This window comes from Pseudoalteromonas sp. APC 3224, assembly GCF_030407535.1.
In the GTDB taxonomy this organism is placed as follows: domain Bacteria; phylum Pseudomonadota; class Gammaproteobacteria; order Enterobacterales; family Alteromonadaceae; genus Pseudoalteromonas.
Genome location: NZ_JASDDF010000012.1, coordinates 64,425 through 85,162, shown reverse-complemented (window position 1 = coordinate 85,162; position 20,738 = coordinate 64,425). Strand labels below are relative to the sequence as shown.

The window sequence follows — 20,738 nt, the reverse complement described above, 5'->3', positions numbered from 1 at the left end:
ATCTGAGCCATGATCAAACTCTTCAATTAAAAAGTTTTATGTCTTTCGACAGCTCAATGAATTCTGAATTTATTTAATATCTTTCGATATTGAATTGACTGTGCTGAATAAATACCTAAGTAATTATTCTGTTGGTCACTCAGTTTAAATTGAGACTCTAAATTTGCTTGCCTTACTTAGTAAACTAAGCTTGGCTGTTAGAACTCAATCTGTACGAGTGCCCACACAGATGATTGCTTTATATTGTTAAAGAACGCTGCGATTAAAGCGTTAAACTTTATCTCGCTAGGGCTGCGCATATTACGCTTTCCTATTTTTTTGTCAACACTTAATTTTGCTAAACTTGAAAGTTTTCAGAACTAAGTTTTACTCGACTCACTGAGTAGCTCGTGCCTCGCTATGCGTTGGCGTTCTCCGTCTCAGTGGGGTCGCATTATAGGGCGAATCAATTTTAACGCAAGCGTTTTTAAACGCTTTTTTGCATTTAATTTTTACCCCAAAGATACCCCACCCAGAAACACAAGATACCCACAAAACCCTGTGGATAACCTTGCTTTTACCCGGCTATCCTAACGCAGAAACAAAAAAACACCTTAACATAGGTGCTTTTTATAGAGAGTTTATCTTAATCGTTAATACAAAATGCTATAAAGCTTGCGACGATATTTAGCAGCTAGCGCATCGCCATCTGGTAAAGACGCAATAACAGCCAAGAAGTTTGGCTTAGCCTCATCAAAATTCAGATCTTTCTTAAGAATAGTAAAGAGTACTTCTAATGCTTCCTCTTTCCTTCCTGCTTCATTAAGTAGGTTACTTAGTTCCATTTGTAATTCAAGCTCATTAGGATGCTTGGCTACCCTTTCTTGCAATGCTTTTATTTCAGGTGAATCAGTTGCCTCTAGCGCAGCCTCACATTTAGCTTTAATGTTATTGAAGTATGCATCTTGATCTTGTGCTTCTATTGTCTCTATTAATGCAGCGGCTTCATCTAGTTTGTGAATCTGTATACATATATCTGCAAGCACTAATTTAATTCTCGCATTACTACTATCTAACTCATACGCTTGCTTAGCATAATTAAACGCGGCATTTAAATCACTATTAACCAGTGCTTGCTTGGCTTGCTCTAACAATAGGTCCTGTTGCGCAGGTAAGTGTTTAGATAGGACATCACGTACTTGGCTTTCTGTTTGTGCACCCGCTAATACATCAACTGGAGCTGAGTCTTTTAATAACACTAAAGTAGGCAAGGTTTGTAAACCTACTTGCTGGGCAAGTTGCGAGGCCAAAGCTTGCTCTGCATCACAATCTAAGTTTGCTACAACTATATAGTTATTATATTCGGCGGCTAGCTTATCTAAAATAGCTGCTTGGCTAATACATTCTGGGCTTTGAGGCGAAAAAAAGTTAAGTAATACTAACTTTTGTTGTGATGTCTCACCTAATACTTGCTGAAGGTTTTGTGCGTTAAGATTAACTATATTGCTCATTGAGTTATTGCCATGTTCATCTATTTAGGTTTTTATATGGTGATGAAGATAATAATTACAAGACATGTGTCTAAATCATTTAAGACACGCATACAATATAAATGAGGGAAATATGAAATTAGTATATGCGAGTGCACTGTGTTTATTAGTTAGCCCATTATTAAGTGCGCAAACACTCAAGTTGGATCTTAATAAAAGTATGCCAGCAATAGAAAAGCTTTATCTAGATTTACACCAGTCACCTGAACTGTCTTATCATGAGCAGCAAACAGGTAAAAAAATGGCTTCGCAGCTTCAAAAGCTTGGGTTTGATGTAACCAATAGCGTTGGCGGTTATGGCGTTGTAGGTATATATAGAAATGGCCAAGGCCCCACCGTTATGATTCGAACTGATACTGATGGCTTACCAATCACAGAACAAACAGGAAAAGCATACGCATCAACTGTTACCACACTAAATAAACAAGGTAGCAAAGTCGGTGTTATGCATGGTTGTGGTCATGATATTCATATGAGTTCATTTATAGGCACCGCGCAACAACTAATTAAAAATAAACAATCGTGGCAAGGTACTTTAATGATGGTTGCGCAACCGGCTGAAGAAGTTGGGGGTGGTGCAAAAGCAATGCTTAGTGAGGGGTTATTTAGCAAATACGCAAAACCCGATCATATTATAGCTTTACATGTTAGTGCTAGTGTACCTGCAGGAAAAATTGCTCTGAAAAATGAGTACACTATGGCAAGCGTCGACTCAGTTGATATTTCAATAAAAGGCAAAGGAGGCCATGGAGCCTATCCACATACGACTGTTGACCCTGTTATTATTGCTGCTCGCACCATTTTAGCATTACAAACAATTACGAGTCGTGAGTTATCTCCTCTTGAACCATCAGTGATCACTGTTGGATCTATCCATGGCGGCTCAAAACACAATGTAATCTCTGATGAAGTAAAGCTACAACTTACTCTGCGTAGCTATAACCCAGAAGTTAGAAACGCGCAAATTGCTGCGATTAAACGTATTACTGCAGGTATTGCACAAAGTGCAGGTCTAGAAAAAGCGCTCTACCCAGAAGTTTATGTTCATGAAAGTGAATCGATTCCATCTACTTACAATAATCCGGAGCAAACAAATATAGTTAGGAATGCCATTGCTGATGCAATTGGTGTAAAAAATGTACTTGAAACTAAAGCGGTTATGGCTGGTGAAGACTTTGGGCTATATGGTAGAACAGATGAAAACATCCCCATTACTTTATTTTGGTTAGGCGGAGTTAACCAACAGCAATATACAAATGCAATGAAAAATAATGAAACACTCCCTTCATTACATTCAAGTAAATTTGCTCCCGATTATAAAGTAGCGCTTCCAACAGGAATAACTGCAATGAGCAATGCCGCTGCGGCATTATTCAATCAATAATCTTCAAGGTTATTTTTAAGTCCTGAGTTTAATTTACCGCAGGGCTTTTTTTGTAACTCGACTTTTTATACGGCGCTTTCTTTGACCGTTTAGCAAAACGCTTCTTAGGCGATGTTTTTGGCAAATGTGCAAATACATTACTATCGCAGTTAGTTGCTTGGCTTACAAAATTAGTTAAATCAGCCAGCAAAGGCTGTATAAATTGCTGATAACTCATTGCTTGCTGAGCGATATCTCCTAAACTCGCCTCCCATTTTGCAGTTAAATCGGGGCTTGATAACCCCTCAGGTAATACACTAATTAGTGCCAGACCTGTTTCAGTTGCTTTAATTGCTTTTCCTTCACGTTTTAAAAAGCGACGTTTAAATAATAGTTCAATGATACCTGCGCGAGTGGCTTCAGTACCAAGGCCATCTGTCTCTTTTAATATTTTTTTGATTTGCGAGTCTTTTACATAACGGCTAATTCCCGTCATAGCAGCAAGTAAGGTTGCATCGGTAAAATGAGCAGGAGGAGTTGTATGCTTTTGCACCACCTCACCTTTAGTACAGGTAAGTACCATGCCTTTTTCCAAATAAGGCAATGTTGCTTCTTCTTTAAGTTCTGACTTACCCATAAGCAATTTAAAACCCAAGCTTACATCTTGTTTTGCATTAGCTTTGAATAAACCACCCGCTATAGTTACCTCTACCTTGGTTTCGTTGTAAATGTAATCGGGATAAAACTGAATTAAATAGTGTCGACTTATTAACTGATAAATTTTTTCTTCATCACTTGCTAAACTCACAGTTTTTAACTGTTTAGCTGTTGGTACAATCGCGTGGTGAGCTGCTACTTTTGAATCGTTAAAACATTTACTTCGTTTTTTTGCATCGGCTCCATTAACAAATTCTGCTTTTTGGCCTCCATTTACTGCAATCGCTTTTAGTATCGCAGCTGCATCTTGGTGATGATCTTTTGGTAAATAACGATTATCTGAGCGTGGGTAGGTTAACACTAATTGACTTTTACTAATATAAAATATGAGAAAACCATATGTAGTCTTGGTTTCCCCATCATTCTCTATAAAACTGAACTTTACAAATTTTGTGAGAATTTTCATTATCAAATTCTCAACTTTTTAAACATTACTCGAATTTAAAGATTATAAAATTGCATAAGCTTCACTTCATAATTTAATAATGATTACTTTAATTCCTGAACATTATTTAGCGCAGCTAATTTTCCTTTTAGTGATAATAACCGCAATTGCTTTTTTTTGAGGAGGCCTACAATTATTTCTCGATTATTCGGATACTTATCATTAAGCCAAATATATTCTTCAATCTCACTAGCTATCATGAGTGATTCTTCTTCATACAAAGTTTTCTTTTGTTCTAGCTCACTCTGAAAACATTCAGTATCCTCTTTTGATTTTGTAAATTCAAGACTTGAAGACTTAACTACTTTAGTGAAAAGAGAAGCTTTAAAAAGTGATGTTTTACTATATTGAGCCTTTTTAGGGCTTGGATTGCTATCCCTTATTAATAACCCTTTATTAACTAAGCGCATCACCTGCCTATAAACAAAGCGCCTAACTTCATCAGGATCTTTATAAGTATCATTAATCGCTTGCAAGGTATTACGCAGTGTAGTGATTGTAAAATGGTTAAAGTTTTTTTCTACTAAAAGATGGTAAATATTTTCATTGAGCTTAATTACTTTAGTCATATGGGCCACCAACATAAACTTAGGATTGCTAAGTATACTAATATAAGTAAAACTTAGACAATCTAAGTTATTCAGGTGAACAAGATGAAAGCTAAGTGTCTAAACCAAATCCAATCCCAATCAGGCTTAAAGAAGCTCGTAAGCGAGCGAACATGACTCAAAAAGAATTAGGCATTCGTATTGGCATGGATCAAAGCTCAGCAAGTAGCAGGATGAATCACTACGAAAAAGACAGACACACTCCTGATATTCAAACATTACAGCGCATGGCCGATGAGTTAAGCGTACCTTTAAATTACTTATTTTGTGATTCTCAAGAGTCGGCAGAGTTAGCTTGTTTAATTGATAATTTGTCAGTTGAAGAGAAGCGAAGATTAATTAAGAAATTAACTGGATCTTAATCTTTATAAAATGAATTATTAACCTTCTACTATTAGTACTATTAATTAGAAGGCTGCACTCATATGAAATTGGAAAACTAAAATTTAACGATTAAAATACTACGCAGGGTTACTAGCAAGCGAGCTACTCCTCATCTTCAGCCTTTTGTTCTGCTTGTGCAATCAAATCCCTAATATTTTCAGAAACAACCCAAACGACGTAAAAGAAAAGGAAGCCTGTAATAACACTTGTCAATAAACATAGAAGCGCAAGCCATACACAATTAAAAATAGTTAAAATCAATTGGAACATAGCGTTTATTAAAGCTATGAGTATTGTCCATCTTAACAGCAATGCTAACCTCTTTAATGCACCATAATATTCTATATTAGCGCCAGATGCTCTCCGCTGATTGATCTTCTTCTTGTAACTATCCGTGTCGTATATTTTATCTTTTACAGTTTGTATGACAAATGATTTCATTGTAAAAAGAAAACTAGCAAGAGTAATGCTTGCTGTGAATAGACCAACACTCCACTTAGATTGATAAGCTAATATTTGTATAGCTAATTCATAAGGTATCATAGGTACATTTCTATCTGTAGCGGTGGCAGTTTATCATCCTTAAAATCCTCATTTGATTTCAAGGAGTCAGTTTTAACTGATTCAAGATCTGGTTTTGGAAGTGAGTCAGATAAAGATTTATATTTATCCCATTTATTAACACTTTTAATTTCTCCAAAAGTTTCACTTCCTCTTAACACAATTGAAATTATATTTGCGAGGGCTGAGCATTCATAATATTCGTCCCAAACCTTCTCTGGAAGATCATCAACATATTGGTCATAATCAAAATGCCCATACTCCTCAATATTATTACCAATCCAATACTGTATTCTTTGCCCACTTAAACTGGCACCAATAAGCCTTAATGCATATTTTTTATCTTTTTTCCCTAAAACATCATGTATAAAATTAGATAGATGTCCTCTTAGATTATCTATAATTTTAAATTTATCTAGAAAAGTAATAGTCTGTGTTGTTTTCTTAGCTATAGAACCTATATGTCGAAATATAGGTTCATCCGGTACACCAAGCTCTGTTATGACTTCAACCTCTGAAAGAGATTTAACATTATCTAAAATTTGGTCTAAATCTTTCTCTTGATATATATATTTAAAACTAAAAGAACCACCTAACTCCCTTTGAACTCTACTCCTTATTTTACTAATATCACCGCGAGAACCACCCCTAGAGTATTCATCAACTTTTTGAGATACCAATCTATTTTTAACATTTTTATGGGCTTGTCCAAAAATAGATGCGTAAACGGAAACGGAGGCAGAACCAGAATAATGCGTAAAAACACCACATTTGGTCGTAGGGTTAAAACAAAACAAGCTCGCTTCAGTACTAGTTTGATCTTCTTTTAACTCAACTCTATTAACTTTCAACTGCCCTGAGTCATCCCTCTCTGTTGCAAGTTTTTTTTTATCATCCCTAAATGTCAAAATTAATCCAACAGCTAAACCATCTACAATCCTAGTAAAAACTCTTGTAGTATATTGCCCAACATTAATATCTTGAGTTTTACTAATTGATTCAAGCTCTTGATAGAAGTCATTGACTTCAATACCTTCTGAAAACTGCATTTCAAAACCAGATACTTTTACTTTTGTTCCTGCCATTAATATATCCCTATAGCCGATAATTATTATTGTATTGAGCGTTTATAAAATTGTGTTAAATAGAAAAACTTGCGGCTCACTCATTAAATCAGATACTAACCATGAGATTAGCATTTTAGATAGGTAAATGTACAAACACATAAATACTGTTATTATATACAGCACCGTTAAAAGCTAAAACCAAATAATAGATATAAAATGAGATTATTTATTGCTGAAAAGCCTAGCCTAGCCAGAGCTCTAATAGCTGTATTACCAAAGCCTCATAAAAAAAATGATGGTTACACTGAAACTGGTAACGGTGATATCGTCACTTGGTGCATAGGCCACTTATTAGAACAAGCAGAACCTCAGTTTTACAATCCTGAATTCAAAAAATGGTCAGTTGACCATTTGCCTATTATTCCTGATGAGTGGAAACTTGTTGCTAAGTCAAAAACTAAGAAGCAGCTTTCAGTTGTCAAAAAGCTAATTAAACAAGCCGATCAACTGGTCAATGTAGGTGATCCAGATAGAGAAGGCCAAATTTTAGTCGACGAAGTAATTAACTTTTGTGGTGTATCTAAAGCTAAAAATGCTAAAACATTGAGATGCTTAATAAGTGATCTTAATCCTTCGGCTGTAAAAAAGTCAGTAAATTCGCTGCAAAAAAACTCTGATTTTATTCCTCTTGCTACCTCAGCATTGGCCAGAGCCAGAGCCGATTGGCTTTACGGTATTAATATGACTAGGTTATGTACACTTCAAGGACAAAAATCCGGTTACCAGGGCGTACTTTCTATTGGTCGAGTTCAAACCCCTGTTTTAGGCTTAGTCGTTCATCGTGATATGGAAATTGAAAATTTTGTTTCTAAACCTTTCTATGAAGTATTAGCAACCCTTAAAACAAATGATGATGAATGCTATGAAGCAAAATGGAAACCCAGTAAGGCTTGCGAGCCTTATATGGATGAAGGTAACCATGTAGTTTCAAAAAAATTAGTAGAGACTGTTGTTGAAAAAATTACAAACAAAGAAGGTGTTGTAGCTGATGTTAAAGAGACGATAAAGAAACAAGCTCCCCCATTACCTTATAGCTTATCTGCATTACAAATTGATGCTTCAAAGCGTTTTGGCATGAGCGCTCAAAATGTACTAGATACATGCCAAGAGCTCTATGAGCGTTTTCAACTTATTACCTACCCGAGGTCGGACAGCCGTCACTTACCTAAAGAGCACTTAAAAGAAGTTAACCAAGTTACTAATGCCATTAAATCAAATCATAATGCCTTAGGTGAAGCTGTAGATAATGCAAATCTAAACCTAAAAAGTAGAGCGTGGGATGACTCAAAAGTGACCGCTCACCACGCAATAATACCAACAAGTAAAACGTTAAATATGAGTAATCTATCTTCTTTCCAAACTAATATTTATGAGCTGATTGCAAGGCAATATTTAATTCAGTTTTATTCAGATTTTGAATATCAAGAAAAACAAATTGATACAAAAATTTCAGGTGGGCTATTCGTTACTAAACAAAAAGAAGTAATATCACAAGGATGGAAAGTACTATTCCCAGCGAAATTAGCAAACAATAAAAACTCAGATAATGATTTTTCAGCTAAAAAACTGCCAAACGTCAAAATAAATGAGCTGGTTCAATGTATTAACGCCCAGCTTATTGAAAAACAAACTTCGCCACCCAAGTACTTTAATGATGCATCGCTTCTATCTGCCATGACAGGTATTGCAAGGTATGTTCAAGACTCATCGATAAAGAAAATAATGCGTGAGACTGATGGGCTTGGAACTGAAGCAACGAGAGCTGGTATTATTGAACTGTTATTTAAACGCCAGTTTTTAAAACGCAATGGTAAAGAAATTCGCGCCACTGATGTAGGTAAAGAATTAATTACAGGACTTCCTGAAAAAATGGTTGTACCGGATATGACCGCGCACTGGGAGTCACAGCTTGAATCAATCAACCAACGTGAGATGACATATAACAACTTTATGCAACCATTAACAATACAGTTGAACCGATTAGTGCAGAATGTTCAATCTATTGACTTTCAGGCTCTAAAAGGTAAAGGAAAGTCATCTTTCAAGCCAAAGACAAGACGAAAATCAGCTCAGTCTCGTCGCCCTATAAAAAATAATTTAAATGAGGGTTAAAGATTTATTTTTGTGAAGTAGCTTATACCTGATTTTATTGCTTTAAGAGCCAATTTATATGTAATTTGACAGGTAGTTTTGAACGTGAGAATAAAACTAGTGATTATGTCTAATCGATAAAATAATAAGCCACCGTTTTAGTGGGAAACGGTGTTCAATGAGCTAGTAAGCATATCTGAGGTTTAAATTATGAAATATTATGAGGTGCTCGAAAAGTTATCACAGGAGCATGCAATATTGATAGAGAACTTAATTTCTACAGATGATCTTGAAGAATGGGGAGTCATTACTAAAGACCTTCCCAAAGATGACAAATTTAAAGTTTATGATCTTGCAGAGCCTAAATGGGGTTTTGCGCCCATCCCCTCGAAATTAACCTTAGCTTGAATTTTCACGCTTAGAGTAACTTTTCGTACCATTGGACTTCACCCCTTGAATAACACAGTTTGTATTATTTAGCCCATCCCCTCGAAATCGGCATTAGTATTCTTAAGTAATAATACACAGTGGTAAACTATCTTATGAAAAGTTTACCACTTTAGTCGCTTAAATCGGCTTTATGGTAATGTTAAGCAGTTGACTGGTAAACATTAACCTCATTGATTAAGGTATGCTGATTAAAAATAACAAGAAAGGCTTACCACTATTTCTTCATCAAACACCAAGCGTATACAAATTCTCAGCGAATCAGAAATCAACGAACTCTATGCCTTACCCAATTTTAACCGTAAAGATCGTGATGATTATTTTTCGTTAGATAGTGAAACTCAAAGGCTCGTCAACGAATTAAGACGTATTGAAACCAGAGTGTATTTTATCTTACTGCTTGGTTACTTTAGGTCACGGCCAATAGTATTTAATTTCTCATTTACTCAAGTCAGTAATGATTTAGATTATGTAAGATCCAAGTATTTCAGCGATAAAGATATGTCTCTTGAGGATTTATCACCAACAACAAAAACTAAGCTGATTAATAAGTTATTAAAATATACAGGGTTTACAGCATACCATCAGTTAAAACGTGCTATTACTTCAGTTAATGGCAATAAATTTCGTGGGGAGAATGATTACCAAGTATCACAATGGAACGATTGTGCTCGACTCATTTCAAATTGCATTATTTATTATAATTCCGCGTTACTATCGGCATTTTTACAAATCCAAGAGAGGAACGGTAGGCAAGATGTGGTTGATGTTATTTCTCGGCTTTCACCTGTTGCTTGGCAACACATTAATCTAAATGGGGAATATGCCTTTAATAAAGACCGCAAAGAAATCGACTTAGCTGGTTTACTTAGTGATGTAGAATCAATAAGTTAAAGAATGCCATCTGTTTGTATTTCTAATTCAAAAGGTACTGCGCATCAAAGTGCCATTAAAAATTGGAGGTGTTGATATTCTATATGCTTGATATATACAAGCTAACATTGATAGAAAACAGATAAGCTAACAAGTTTTTAGTCGAGCCATGAACTGTTCTATAATTGTTCTAATTGCAAAACTCTTCAATTTGGTTTGTTACTAGATTTAAAAATACTTTTCTATGCTCGATTTTAGTAAGTAGCAGCTTTTGGATGTCTTCAGGAACTTTTCTTTCTCCTGCATCTATTGCCATTAGTAATGGCTTGATATCAACTACAAGAAGACCTGCCGCCCTTGCTGCTCGAATGAACTTTAATCTCTTTAATGCACATAAGCCGTAAAGTGAATGGCCTGACTTAGTTTTTTCTTCGCAGTGTACTAAGTTCTCAAGAACATAATTTCTTACCGTATGGACAGATGTTTGTGCAGCTAGTGCCAGTTGAGAAATACTCAAAGGAAAATCCAACGCATCATCATCACTACTAATGAACTTATTGATGTCAGGTATCTCTGTCAAAAAACTGACTTCACCAACAGGAATGTTTTCAACCTTAGATTTAATCATGATTTAGCATGCTTCCAATTTGTGTTGTTAATGGAATGCCTTAAGATATCTTGATTACATTCAATCAATTGGCACTCCATTAACATTTCTGTAAGTACATTACCGTTAAATGATTACCCTGCGCAGCAAGATAGCTCTTTAACGTCTTTGCTAAAGGTTTGAGCGCATAACTTCAATCCTTCAACCATCGTCAAATACGGAAATAGTTGACCTGCCAATTCTTCGACTGTCATTTTATTATGAATAGCAAGAGCCGCACTTTGAATCAGTTCTCCGCCTTCATGGGCTAAAATTTGTGCGCCTATCAGTTTTCCCGTGGATTCTTCAGCTACCAACTTGATAAAACCATCCGTTTCAAAATTTGCTAAAGCTCTTGGTACGTTTTCCATATCAAGTACACGACTTATCGTATTTATTCCTACCGCTGAAGCTTGTACTTCGGTTAGACCTACCGTAGCAACTTGTGGGTCGGTGAATATAACAGCAGGCATGGTAGATAAGTCGAGTTGCGCATTTCCACCTGTCATATTAATTCCAGCCCTACTTCCGGCAGCAGCAGCAACATAAACAAATTGTGGCATATTGGAGCAATCTCCAGCGGCATAAATGTTAGCTGTTGATGTTTCCATCATACTATTAACAACAATGGCACCACTTTTATCTGTTTCAACACCAACATTTTCTAAACCAAGCTTTCCAGTATTTGCATGGCGACCCGTAGAGATAAGCAATTTTTCAGCGATTAATGTGCCTTCGTTAGTTTCTAATGAAAACCCATTATTACTGTAAGAAACATGATTTGCTTGGGTATTGTTAAGTACACGAATGCCTTCTTTTTCAAAGCATTCAGTCAGCTTTTCACCTAATAACGGATCTTCTGCGTATAAAAGCGTATGTCGCGCTAATACTGTTACACTACTACCCAAACGGGCATAAGCTTGCGCAATTTCCAGTGCGATAACAGAAGAGCCGATGACAACCAGACTACTTGGTAACACGTCAGAAAATAAAGCTTCGGTTGATGTCCAATAAGGTGTATCAACTAACCCATCAATTGGTGGAATGCTTGGTGTAGAGCCTGTAGCAATTAAAATGCGATCTGCAACTAACTCTTCTTCACTACCATCAGCCATTTGAACTAGCAAGGTATTTTCATTTTTAAAACGCGCATAACCTTTAAGTAAAGATAGCGCGGGGTTATTCTCTAAAATACTTTGATATTTAGCACCACGTAATTCTTCAACGCGAGCAGTTTGCTGATGTGCTAATAAGGAGCGGCTAAGTTGTGGTTGAATATTCTCTAAACCATCAAACGGGTTAGTACGCTGCTGGTGCGCTAATTGTGCAGCACGGATCAATATTTTTGAAGGCACACAACCTACATTGACACAGCAACCTCCGATAACATCAGCTCCCTCAATGATAGTAACTCTTGCTCCGCCTTCTGCGGCTTTAATAGCACTGGCAAAAGCTCCTGAGCCACTACCAATAATGGCGACATGTAACTGTTCTGGCTGAGAGTTATCTGACGAGCAACAACTATTCGTTGACATATTTTATTCCTCTTTAAACGTTAAGCGGTACAAGTTTCATCGTCACAGCGCTTATTCGCTGGAGAAACCATGTCCCAAATTGATACGGCAACCATCAGTCCTAACCCAGTATAGGTAGCGTATGAACTCCAGCCATATTGAAACCAAGGGTATAAGGATAATAAGACTAAAACAGGTCCAGTTATGCCTATGAGAGTGCGTTGCCATTGGCGGTGACTAAACCAACCTAAGATATTCATGGCAAGTGCTAACGATGCAAATAGTGGGAATAAGGTATTAATAAATAATCCTTCCCATTGACCTAAAAACCCCATACCTAAGGCTGCTGCAATATTCGCTATGGCAGGAAAACACATGGCGCATCCCATTGCCGAAACAAGTGCACCTATAGAGCCTGCTTTATCTCCGATACGCGTAACTAGTTCTAAGGGGCTAAACATTACTTATTTTCACTTTTTAAATTTGAAGGGTAGCCAGCGTTGGTAGTCGCTGCAATTAATGCATTGATGTTGGTTTTAGTGTCATCAAAAGAAACAACAGCTAGCTTAGGCTTGTAGGTAACTTTCGCATTTTCAACGCCATCAACATTTTCTAATGACTTTTTAACTGTGATTGGACATGTCGCACAGTTCATCGTTGGCACTTCCAGTGTAACTGTTTTTACTTCAGCAAAAGCACCAAAACTAGAAAGTGAAAGCAGTGCGGTTAATAATAATTTTTTCATAATTAGCTCCAAATTTTAAAATGTTATAAATTTCTTGATCTGTATATTAAGCAAACAAAAGTATCCAATAATTACTGGTCACTAAAATTGTCGCAACTATAGCGCTCAGCCAGAAAATGACTTTTCGTTGTTGCTGTTTCTTAGGAATTGCACAGGCCGTTCCCGGCTCACACTCTTCTACAGGACGGTAAATTTTCCAACCTGAGTAACCAAACAACAACACTACAAATGCGATAAATAATGGCCTATAGGGTTCAAATGCAGTTAAATTACCAATCCATGAGCCACTTACCCCAAGTAATAACAGGAGCAAAGGACCTACACAGCATACGCCTGCGCCTAATGCTGCTATGATGCCTCCTATCATTGGAAGGTTTGATTTTTTTTGATTCATATAGATACCTCATTAAGTGATAATGCAAGTGTATTGCATGTACCTAAGTACGGAGTCAAGGGTGATTTATAAAAAATTTATCTTTGATAATCTGCTACGACAGATACGGGGAATAAGCTAACTTGAATTAAGGCGCAGAAGTAAAATTGGATATGCTGTTTTAGTGGGAAATGGTAGTTAAGTGAATCATTTACTTCGGTTGCAACGAATCAATTATTGGGCAGTGGCTATCGTCATCATTATTTTGGCATTGTCCTAAATGTTCTTCCAAAGCGTGTTCTAACAACAACAAGTCAGCCATCTTTTTTTGTACTGCGATCAGTTTTTTATTAGCTAATTCTTGTACTTTACTACATGGACTATCGTTTAACGCAAGTAACCCTTCAATCTCATTTAGCGTAAAACCTAATTCTTGAGAACGCTTGATAAAATGTATTCTATTTACCGTTTCTTTCGGGTAATGTCTATAGCCCTGCATAGGCTTTGGTGGTTGTTTAATTAAGCCTTTGCGTTCATAAAAGCGAATTGTTTCGACATTTACACTCAGTTCTTTAGCCAACATACTTATGGTTCGTTTAGACACGTTATCAATTACCTTACTGACTTTTTGTTTACTTACTTTATATCTAATTAAAGTGACCATCAATGAATACCAGTTTAAACATCGCTAATTGATTTTGTTTTTTCTTCTATTAAATAAGTAAAGTTACCGTTGTTACAACAATATTAAACCACAACAATGTATGGTTTATCCTTTTTCATTATCAAAGTCCAAATTAGTGTTATTACATGCAGTTCTACATGAGTACACCCTAAAGATACTGTTAATATATCACAGGCAATTACGTAATGACACCACTTAAATAAACCTATATGATATGACACCATCTAAATAGACCTAATTAGGCAAAAATGTTCATAAGAGCATATTTACGAGCATCAACTTCTGAGCAAGATGCAAATAGAGCAAAAAGCTCATTAAAAAAATTCGTTTCTGGCTTCAGCAAACGAATTGCTTCTTTTTATATAGAAAATAAATCTGGTAATTCTTTAGATAGACCAGAGCTAATTCGTTTATTGGATGAATCAGAGTCCGGTGATGTTTTGTTAGTTGAATCAATCGATCGTTTAACAAGGCTAAGCCCTGATGATTGGAAAACTCTTGTAGCCTCAATAAATGAAAAAGGAATTAGTGTTGTTAGTTTAGATCTACCAACCAGTCATTTAACATTTGGCAGTTTTCCAAGTGATGATTTTATGAGATCAATACTTAGTGCTATTAATAATATGCTGTTAGAAATATTAGCGGCCAGTGCATATAAAGAATATCGAGAACGTGAACGTAAGCAAAAAGAAGGTATTGTAAAAGCACAGCAAAAGGGACTTTATCACGGTCGTCAGCCTGATTTAGAGGCTCATGATAGGATTGCCTCGTTTACTGACGCTGGATTTAGTATTAATAAAACGGCTGAAGCAGTTGGAGTTAGTCGAAGTACGGTAATTAGAGTTAGAAAAAAGCTTAAAAATTTAGACTAAGGTTAATTTCGAGGGGATGGGCGCAAAACCCCTAAATGGATTGAGAGAAAAATAATAAATGGAACATTACTACTTCACCCAGATGTTAGAGCTGAATTAATAGTTAGAGAATACAAACCATTAAGCATTCACCGAAAAATGATCTGGGCTAGTGTTTTAGTAATGTATGAAGGTGCCGATAGTAAAGAGCGATATAATCGCATCAAAAGTAAAATAATTAAAAAGTATAGCAATAAATGGTGGTTTGATGTTCATAAAAGAGTCAAGCCAACATATGCAGCTAAATCTCGGCTTGATAAACAGGCTTTGGGTAATGCGGCATCATTTGCAGCTCAAAAAAGCTCTTTTTTAGGGGGGATTGTTCAAGAGCAACTACAGGATGCTTTAAAAATGATACCTAGCGAATAACGAGTATAATAATAAAATTTGATAATGCCCCTGTAATACAGGGGCATTATCCATACTTAATTATGTATGTTGCTTAATCAAATCATAAATTAAATCATCAGCAAACTGAGTTTTAAAGTCGACTTTAACCTCTTTGCTTACCTTTTCAAACAGCACTTTGGCATGTTCAATTTTGCGCTCTTCCTCTTTGCGAAGGCTATCCTTCCCATCAACATTTTTCGTTTCAATAATGAAATTTAAAAAGTCGCCCTTACTTGTCTTAACAACATACGCAAAGTCAGGAGAGTATGAATAACCACCAGATACAGGGATCTTAATTGAGTTTTTTGGAATTTTAGTGAACACAGATACCGATTCAATTTCACCATCCGTAATGTTCAATTTTTCAAGTTCAGAATCGTAAAAAACATCTTCAAACAAGTATGTATCTAAAGGCTTGAGATCGTCATCATTGTAAACACCGAGGTCACTCGCCATTACTTCACTTCTTGGTTCACCTTGTACATCAGTAAATTTCGTTGGATGCATACTGTTTGAGATAACGTTATAGCCCAGACCAAATTTATTAAATGAGTTGTTCAATAAAAACTTACTAAATCCTGATTTTATTTTTCGGACTGTTTGAATATTCAAGTAATCTGTTATATCTATGGTGCTTTGCACGCTTACGAATGCTTTATGCAGTGTAGACAATTTAATAAATGCTTCTTGTGATAGACGATTCAGAAACTCTTTGTAAGTCATAGTAGAGAACTTGGTGAAATCATCATCGTTACCAAACATTGACTTAGACATTGCAGTATCATTATGTATGTATACAGTTTCAATACGAGTCTGGACACCAGTTTTCTTGAACTTATCTGACTCTTCAATCAGATAATTTTTGAACAGCTCAAGGAAGTCATCTTCACTTGCAATCTTGTATTCTAAAATCGCTTTTTGGTTAACCATCTCCCAAAGCTCTTTTAGCTCATCGAACTTACCAACGCGCATCTTAGACGTTTTTTTAGCACCATTATCAACCTTAATTTTGTTAGGTTTAACGCCAGTTGGGAATGCATTAGGATACCTAGATTTCAGCTTTGTATAAGCATCAGCACCAAGTAGATTTTCATTTTCGTCAATAATCCCTTCACCCAACAAATCCGACATAATTTTAAATGAGGATAAATCAGGATATTCGGCTGTAATTTTATCTTTGATTTCTTGAGTCAACTTGCTTGGCACTGTCTCTTTGAATGAAGAGTCGTTTACCTCTTGAACAAGAGTAGTTATAAAATCTTTTTCCGTAAAATCCACATAATAATTAAGCATGAATGCACGGTCTTTCACTCTCCCCATATACTCATTTACAGGTAGGCGAAGACCACGACCAACTTCTTGAAGTTTTGATGTTGTGCTTCCGCTTGAGCGCAGTTTACAAATTTGGAAAACATTAGGTGAATCCCAACCTTCACGAAGTGTCCATTTACTAAAAATAAAACGTCTTGGATTATCTAACGAAAGGAGTAGCTCTTTATCGTGTAAAATTTCACTTATTTCTTGTTCAATCTTTTCATCTTTATCACTATTATCTTTTGAAAAATAGCCACCATGAACAACTGACACATCTTTGACAGTCTTTTCTAGGTATTCTCTATAGAAAGCATCCGTTTCAACTTTTAAACATTCTTTAGCTTCTGCGACAACCCATTCTTCAAACTTCGTTTTTAGGCTACCTGAGAGGTTGTTACCATCACGATAACCTTCAATATCATCAATGAAGAAAAGCGATAACGGCTTAATTCTTGGGCGTTGAGTCAATAATTCACGCTCAAGCTTGAAATGTTCCTTAATCGCTTTACGGATCATATTATCTTCAAGCGTGTCCGAGTAAGAATAAGGATTTATAGACTTGCCGACTTTAAGTTCGATACCATTACTCAACACAACCATTTTTGTGTTAAGTGATTCGATATATAGGTCATGAATCTCGCTATGAGTCTTTGATAATGGCTCACCTTTCGCAAGTTTATAAACGGTTTTCGTTCCACTTTCGTTTAACTCAAAAGTTGCTTCTTTAGCCGTTGATTTAGTGAGTTTAAGGTTTGCAAAGTCATCACCAACAACATCTTCAATAAAAGCGTTAATCCCTTTTACTAGATCATTGTTAAATGCATCAACAGCCGTTAAGCGATAAACTAAATTCTCGTAATCTTCGTTGAAAGTTGCACCAAAACGAATAATGTATTGAGCATTAAGCTTACTGATATTGTCCCATGTTTTTTTAGCGGTAGGGAACTTGTGAGGTTCATCAATTATAATAAACGGTCTTACGGCATTTATAGCATCAATAGGTGTATCGAATTTGTTATCTAACAACCCTGTGTCGTAAGTCTCAACCAATGATTTTGAGTTAATCATTCCAGAGTTGATAATCAATACGTGGATATGTTTTTTATTAAAATTATTTGCTTCAACAAAATCATGAACCGCTTGAGGCATAAAAGATTTAGTATTCTTTTTACTTGAACCTTTTTGACTCTCTACGACATAAGTTTTTAATTCACGCTCATAATCATCACGGAAATGTTCTTTAAGTGCATCACTTTTCAGAAAATTGACTGTTCCTGCTTTAATTGAAAGCGTTGGGACGATGACGATAAACTTATTGATACCAAATGCTTTGTTGAGATCATACATGGATTTAGTATAGGTATAAGTCTTACCTGTACCTGTTTCCATCGAAATATCAATAACGTTACTCTTAGCGTTGTAATGCTCTCTTTTATGTTCGATTCCATTGAATTCTTGAACTGTTTTGATGTTCGCATAGTATTGAGGGTCGGTGATACTAAGAACAGGGTTTGCTCTAAGGCGAACGATAGGATCGTCCGATTGTTGAGGTTCAGCCCCAACAAACATGCTCATCAATGCGTCTACACCTGCTTTTTGGTGTGGCAGGTTCTTCTCAAATGTGAATCCCTTTGACATTAGTTTCTTCCTACCAGATCAATTTCTAATGACTTTTTATTAGCGTAACTTTTTAGCGCTTCGTTTAGCTCCATTTGCTTCACGCTATCAAAGTTTTTACTAAAGAAAACAATTTTATTAGGCGAGAATTCCTTGTCTGTATCAAGTCTCGAAAGAAGAGCTTTCAAAGCATCACTAGAGAAGTCAGATGCAATCATATATAAACGATTATCACAAAGGTGAGCGATATAATTATCTAGGTCAATATCTTGAACAGGTGTTGTCAACTCACTACCATCATACAAACGCCAAGTAGTAAGAAGCGTATGGTATTGCTCATCGGTAAGCATCACATCATCAAACATTGTCATCGTCATTAAAGAGAGCTCTTTGTCATCATCTTCAACTCTGAAATCTTCTACAGTTTCGAAAACTTTGAATCCAAGATCACCATGGAAATCAGGATGTTCTTCACGAATCTTTTCAGCAGCTTTGGTGATTCGTGCTTTAGTTAAATCGAAAATATTCACATAATCTTCTGAAGAATTATCTAGCTTTTCAGGAATCTGAACTGTTATAAATTGTCTATTGCCATTGTCATTAGCATTTGCTTCTAGCACAGCGTGTGCCGTTGACCCAGAACCAGCAAAAAAATCTAATATGATGTCATCTTGGGATGACTGTGGGGTGATATGTATCAGGTTTTTGATTACAGGTATTGGTTTTGGAAAGCTAAATAACTTTTCACCATCGAATAACGCTCTTAAGTCTCGAGCTGCTTTTTTGTTACCGTCAAGATCTGTCCATAAAGGAGATGGTCTCTTAGTTCTCCCTTCGAGATAGTATTTTATATATGGCCACCAAATTTCACCGCCATCACGTTTGGTTTTTTTCCAAAGAACCATGTCATCTTTGACTAATTGTTCATATGTAGGCTTACCGAAACGCCAACAACTTTCATAACCAGCAGGAGCAATTGGATATAACTCGTTACCATCAGGATCAATAACAGCGTAATACATGTTAGGTCGATCCTCTCTTCTATCATTACTCCCTGTCTTTCTCATTTGATCGAATGCGTAGTTACCTTTGGTATCTTTGTTTTGAAACCTTTTTAAATCATGCTCAGTGAGTGGCAATCCACTAAGATCGACATTTTGTAATTTTGTATATACGAGAATATAATCGAAAGATGAACCTAACCCACCACTATCTTGTCCTGTTGTTTGACCTGTGGCTCTAACTATGTTCCCTGAAAAGTTTTGCTCACCAAAAACTTCATCGCAAACTAGCTTTAATTGACTAACTTCATGATCGTCAATTGATATGAAAATCACACCATTATCTGCAAGTAATTCTCTTGCAATATACAGTCGAGGGTAAATGAAAGTTAACCAAGCACTATGGCTACTTGAACCCTTGTCCGTGAAATCCAAAATACGAGTTGCTTCATCTAGGTCTATACCTGCTAAGTCTACTAATTGTTCTTTAGTGAATTTACGATCATCATTGTAAACGAAGCCGTCTGAACCCGTGTTGTAAGGAGGGTCGATATAGATCATCTTTACCTTCTCACTGTAAGCGTTAACCATATGTTTAAGCACTTCTAGGTTATCGCCTTTGATAAGAAGGTTTTTACTGTTTTTATTTTGCTCTAATTGATTATGTGCAATGTCTTCATTAATTAATGTTTTAGGTGGAAGGTTAGTCAATAAGCGAGCGTAAGACTTACCAAGCCAATTCAACGTGTATGATTCTTTTGAAAGCTCAACTTCATTTGCATTAACAACTTCAAGCATCTTCTCTTGGATGAAGTTGCCCGACTTATCAAAGCACTGAGGGAAATGTTTTTTCAGGACTGCAAGCTGTTTGCTATTCACTGTCTCGATGTTCGAATGAAGTGTTTCTTCTTTAATTGCCATTTTGTGTATCCGAATTTGTTTTCTTGATTTAGGTAATACTGATTTTATTCTGCGTCAGTTTTTTTAGTAATTTTGATTGATGCTTCAGTTAGACCTATACGCAACAACTCAGCTAAAGCCCCGTCTAAACTTTTGAAAATACGCGGTTCGTAAGGCTGTCTAGAACTACTTAACACCAATGGTTCACCATCCCACTCAGAACCATCAAAAACAACTGTATATGCGTTTTTGACACCTAAAATTTGTGCTTGATCTATAACCCCACTCTTGACTCGCTCTTTAGCCATAGAGCTTAGAATGCAGTTACCTCTGTTAATACCTGAAATCAAAGTCATATTAATGCTTTCAATATTATTTTTTGAAACGATATCAAATATCGTTTCAAAATCACAGTGCTGTTAATGAATCACAGAAGAATAAATTTTATTAGATGTGATAATAGTTAGCGGTATCGATGAAGGTGGGACTATAAAAAT

At 36.1% G+C, this 20,738-nt stretch carries 20 protein-coding genes and 1 pseudogene; 7 read left to right on the top strand and 14 right to left on the bottom strand.

What is annotated here, in order from left to right; genetic code table 11:
• Positions 1 to 632: 632 nt before the first annotated feature.
• Positions 633 to 1,490: a tetratricopeptide repeat protein gene (locus tag QL989_RS08095; protein ID WP_290169624.1), complete on the bottom strand. Its 858-nt coding sequence runs from the start codon at positions 1,488 to 1,490 to the stop codon at positions 633 to 635.
• A gap of 112 nt (positions 1,491 to 1,602) precedes the next feature.
• On the opposite strand from QL989_RS08095, the gene QL989_RS08090 reads away from it, so the two are divergent.
• Positions 1,603 to 2,913 (top strand): amidohydrolase, encoded by a 1,311-nt coding sequence (locus tag QL989_RS08090; RefSeq protein WP_290169623.1) that lies wholly within the window; start codon positions 1,603 to 1,605, stop codon positions 2,911 to 2,913.
• A gap of 28 nt (positions 2,914 to 2,941) precedes the next feature.
• On the opposite strand, the pseudogene QL989_RS08085 reads toward QL989_RS08090, so the two are convergent.
• Together QL989_RS08085 and QL989_RS08080 are read right to left on the bottom strand one after the other, a co-directional pair.
• Positions 2,942 to 3,910, bottom strand: a pseudogene (locus QL989_RS08085) (DNA topoisomerase); the annotation flags it as partial.
• A 188-nt stretch (positions 3,911 to 4,098) separates the two neighbouring features.
• Complete coding sequence (locus tag QL989_RS08080; protein WP_290169621.1) at positions 4,099 to 4,623, bottom strand: hypothetical protein; 525 nt, start codon at positions 4,621 to 4,623, stop codon at positions 4,099 to 4,101.
• Between the two features lie 95 nt (positions 4,624 to 4,718).
• Here QL989_RS08080 and QL989_RS08075 point away from each other — a divergent pair, with 95 nt between their 5' ends.
• On the top strand, positions 4,719 to 5,024 hold the full coding sequence (locus tag QL989_RS08075) for a helix-turn-helix transcriptional regulator (RefSeq protein WP_024599843.1): 306 nt from the start codon (positions 4,719 to 4,721) through the stop codon (positions 5,022 to 5,024).
• 124 nt (positions 5,025 to 5,148) lie between these two features.
• Here QL989_RS08075 and QL989_RS08070 read toward each other — a convergent pair whose 3' ends face one another.
• Together QL989_RS08070 and QL989_RS08065 are read right to left on the bottom strand one after the other, a co-directional pair.
• Entirely contained in the window at positions 5,149 to 5,589 is a 441-nt protein-coding gene (locus QL989_RS08070) for a hypothetical protein (protein ID WP_024599844.1), read from the bottom strand.
• On the bottom strand, positions 5,586 to 6,692 hold the full coding sequence (locus tag QL989_RS08065) for a hypothetical protein (protein ID WP_290169617.1): 1,107 nt from the start codon (positions 6,690 to 6,692) through the stop codon (positions 5,586 to 5,588). The genes QL989_RS08070 and QL989_RS08065 overlap by 4 nt, the downstream gene beginning before the upstream one ends.
• A gap of 198 nt (positions 6,693 to 6,890) precedes the next feature.
• On the opposite strand from QL989_RS08065, the gene QL989_RS08060 reads away from it, so the two are divergent.
• The 3 genes from QL989_RS08060 (at position 6,891) to QL989_RS08050 (ending at position 10,166) form a co-directional block, all read left to right on the top strand.
• The gene (locus tag QL989_RS08060; protein WP_290169614.1) at positions 6,891 to 8,846 is read left to right on the top strand and encodes a DNA topoisomerase III; all 1,956 of its coding nucleotides are present in this window, start codon (positions 6,891 to 6,893) and stop codon (positions 8,844 to 8,846) included.
• Between the two features lie 189 nt (positions 8,847 to 9,035).
• On the top strand, positions 9,036 to 9,233 hold the full coding sequence (locus tag QL989_RS08055) for a hypothetical protein (protein ID WP_290169612.1): 198 nt from the start codon (positions 9,036 to 9,038) through the stop codon (positions 9,231 to 9,233).
• A 258-nt stretch (positions 9,234 to 9,491) separates the two neighbouring features.
• Positions 9,492 to 10,166, top strand: coding sequence for a Tn3 family transposase (locus QL989_RS08050; protein ID WP_356776396.1), 675 nt, complete (start codon positions 9,492 to 9,494; stop codon positions 10,164 to 10,166).
• A gap of 169 nt (positions 10,167 to 10,335) precedes the next feature.
• Here the strand turns inward: QL989_RS08050 and QL989_RS08045 are convergent, their stop codons facing one another.
• From QL989_RS08045 to merR, 6 genes are all read right to left on the bottom strand, one after another.
• Complete coding sequence (locus tag QL989_RS08045; protein ID WP_008110853.1) at positions 10,336 to 10,773, bottom strand: MerR family transcriptional regulator; 438 nt, start codon at positions 10,771 to 10,773, stop codon at positions 10,336 to 10,338.
• A gap of 113 nt (positions 10,774 to 10,886) precedes the next feature.
• Positions 10,887 to 12,326 carry a mercury(II) reductase gene (gene merA / locus QL989_RS08040; RefSeq protein ID WP_290169609.1) on the bottom strand — a complete coding sequence of 480 codons (1,440 nt, stop codon included), beginning with the start codon at positions 12,324 to 12,326 and terminating at the stop codon, positions 10,887 to 10,889.
• 20 nt (positions 12,327 to 12,346) lie between these two features.
• A complete protein-coding gene (gene merC / locus QL989_RS08035) occupies positions 12,347 to 12,766 on the bottom strand; it encodes an organomercurial transporter MerC (protein WP_290169607.1) in 420 nt (139 codons plus the stop codon).
• Complete coding sequence (gene merP, locus QL989_RS08030) at positions 12,766 to 13,050, bottom strand: mercury resistance system periplasmic binding protein MerP (RefSeq protein ID WP_008110847.1); 285 nt, start codon at positions 13,048 to 13,050, stop codon at positions 12,766 to 12,768. The genes merC and merP overlap by 1 nt, the downstream gene beginning before the upstream one ends.
• A gap of 46 nt (positions 13,051 to 13,096) precedes the next feature.
• Positions 13,097 to 13,444, bottom strand: a complete 348-nt coding sequence (locus QL989_RS08025; protein WP_012517597.1) for a mercuric transporter MerT family protein — start codon at positions 13,442 to 13,444, stop codon at positions 13,097 to 13,099.
• A 190-nt stretch (positions 13,445 to 13,634) separates the two neighbouring features.
• Complete coding sequence (gene merR, locus QL989_RS08020; RefSeq protein WP_008110844.1) at positions 13,635 to 14,087, bottom strand: Hg(II)-responsive transcriptional regulator; 453 nt, start codon at positions 14,085 to 14,087, stop codon at positions 13,635 to 13,637.
• A gap of 269 nt (positions 14,088 to 14,356) precedes the next feature.
• Here merR and QL989_RS08015 point away from each other — a divergent pair, with 269 nt between their 5' ends.
• Entirely contained in the window at positions 14,357 to 14,980 is a 624-nt protein-coding gene (locus tag QL989_RS08015) for a recombinase family protein (protein WP_290169602.1), read from the top strand.
• A 162-nt stretch (positions 14,981 to 15,142) separates the two neighbouring features.
• Positions 15,143 to 15,388, top strand: a complete 246-nt coding sequence (locus tag QL989_RS08010; protein ID WP_290169599.1) for a hypothetical protein — start codon at positions 15,143 to 15,145, stop codon at positions 15,386 to 15,388.
• Between the two features lie 60 nt (positions 15,389 to 15,448).
• On the opposite strand, the gene QL989_RS08005 is transcribed toward QL989_RS08010, so the two are convergent.
• Genes QL989_RS08005 through QL989_RS07995 form a run of 3 tightly spaced genes read right to left on the bottom strand, consistent with a single transcriptional unit; the run spans position 15,449 to position 20,597 of the window.
• Entirely contained in the window at positions 15,449 to 18,361 is a 2,913-nt protein-coding gene (locus QL989_RS08005; protein WP_290169597.1) for a type III restriction-modification system endonuclease, read from the bottom strand.
• Positions 18,361 to 20,262 carry a site-specific DNA-methyltransferase gene (locus QL989_RS08000; protein ID WP_290169594.1) on the bottom strand — a complete coding sequence of 634 codons (1,902 nt, stop codon included), beginning with the start codon at positions 20,260 to 20,262 and terminating at the stop codon, positions 18,361 to 18,363. The genes QL989_RS08005 and QL989_RS08000 overlap by 1 nt, the downstream gene beginning before the upstream one ends.
• Positions 20,263 to 20,306: 44 nt before the next feature.
• Positions 20,307 to 20,597, bottom strand: a complete 291-nt coding sequence (locus tag QL989_RS07995) for a hypothetical protein (protein WP_290169591.1) — start codon at positions 20,595 to 20,597, stop codon at positions 20,307 to 20,309.
• Positions 20,598 to 20,738 lie beyond the last annotated feature (141 nt).

What these genes read in the sequence shown, in the direction of transcription:
- QL989_RS08095 (WP_290169624.1), bottom strand. Translation starts at nt 1,490, where the DNA reads ATGAGCAATATAGTTAATCTTAACGCACAAAACCTTCAGCAAGTATTA.
- QL989_RS08090 (WP_290169623.1), top strand. Translation starts at nt 1,603, where the DNA reads ATGAAATTAGTATATGCGAGTGCACTGTGTTTATTAGTTAGCCCATTA.
- QL989_RS08080 (WP_290169621.1), bottom strand. Translation starts at nt 4,623, where the DNA reads ATGACTAAAGTAATTAAGCTCAATGAAAATATTTACCATCTTTTAGTA.
- QL989_RS08070 (WP_024599844.1), bottom strand. Translation starts at nt 5,589, where the DNA reads ATGATACCTTATGAATTAGCTATACAAATATTAGCTTATCAATCTAAG.
- QL989_RS08065 (WP_290169617.1), bottom strand. Translation starts at nt 6,692, where the DNA reads ATGGCAGGAACAAAAGTAAAAGTATCTGGTTTTGAAATGCAGTTTTCA.
- QL989_RS08060 (WP_290169614.1), top strand. Translation starts at nt 6,891, where the DNA reads ATGAGATTATTTATTGCTGAAAAGCCTAGCCTAGCCAGAGCTCTAATA.
- QL989_RS08055 (WP_290169612.1), top strand. Translation starts at nt 9,036, where the DNA reads ATGAAATATTATGAGGTGCTCGAAAAGTTATCACAGGAGCATGCAATA.
- QL989_RS08045 (WP_008110853.1), bottom strand. Translation starts at nt 10,773, where the DNA reads ATGATTAAATCTAAGGTTGAAAACATTCCTGTTGGTGAAGTCAGTTTT.
- merA (WP_290169609.1), bottom strand. Translation starts at nt 12,326, where the DNA reads ATGTCAACGAATAGTTGTTGCTCGTCAGATAACTCTCAGCCAGAACAG.
- merC (WP_290169607.1), bottom strand. Translation starts at nt 12,766, where the DNA reads ATGTTTAGCCCCTTAGAACTAGTTACGCGTATCGGAGATAAAGCAGGC.
- merP (WP_008110847.1), bottom strand. Translation starts at nt 13,050, where the DNA reads ATGAAAAAATTATTATTAACCGCACTGCTTTCACTTTCTAGTTTTGGT.
- QL989_RS08025 (WP_012517597.1), bottom strand. Translation starts at nt 13,444, where the DNA reads ATGAATCAAAAAAAATCAAACCTTCCAATGATAGGAGGCATCATAGCA.
- merR (WP_008110844.1), bottom strand. Translation starts at nt 14,087, where the DNA reads ATGGTCACTTTAATTAGATATAAAGTAAGTAAACAAAAAGTCAGTAAG.
- QL989_RS08015 (WP_290169602.1), top strand. Translation starts at nt 14,357, where the DNA reads ATGTTCATAAGAGCATATTTACGAGCATCAACTTCTGAGCAAGATGCA.
- QL989_RS08010 (WP_290169599.1), top strand. Translation starts at nt 15,143, where the DNA reads ATGTATGAAGGTGCCGATAGTAAAGAGCGATATAATCGCATCAAAAGT.
- QL989_RS08005 (WP_290169597.1), bottom strand. Translation starts at nt 18,361, where the DNA reads ATGTCAAAGGGATTCACATTTGAGAAGAACCTGCCACACCAAAAAGCA.
- QL989_RS08000 (WP_290169594.1), bottom strand. Translation starts at nt 20,262, where the DNA reads ATGGCAATTAAAGAAGAAACACTTCATTCGAACATCGAGACAGTGAAT.
- QL989_RS07995 (WP_290169591.1), bottom strand. Translation starts at nt 20,597, where the DNA reads ATGACTTTGATTTCAGGTATTAACAGAGGTAACTGCATTCTAAGCTCT.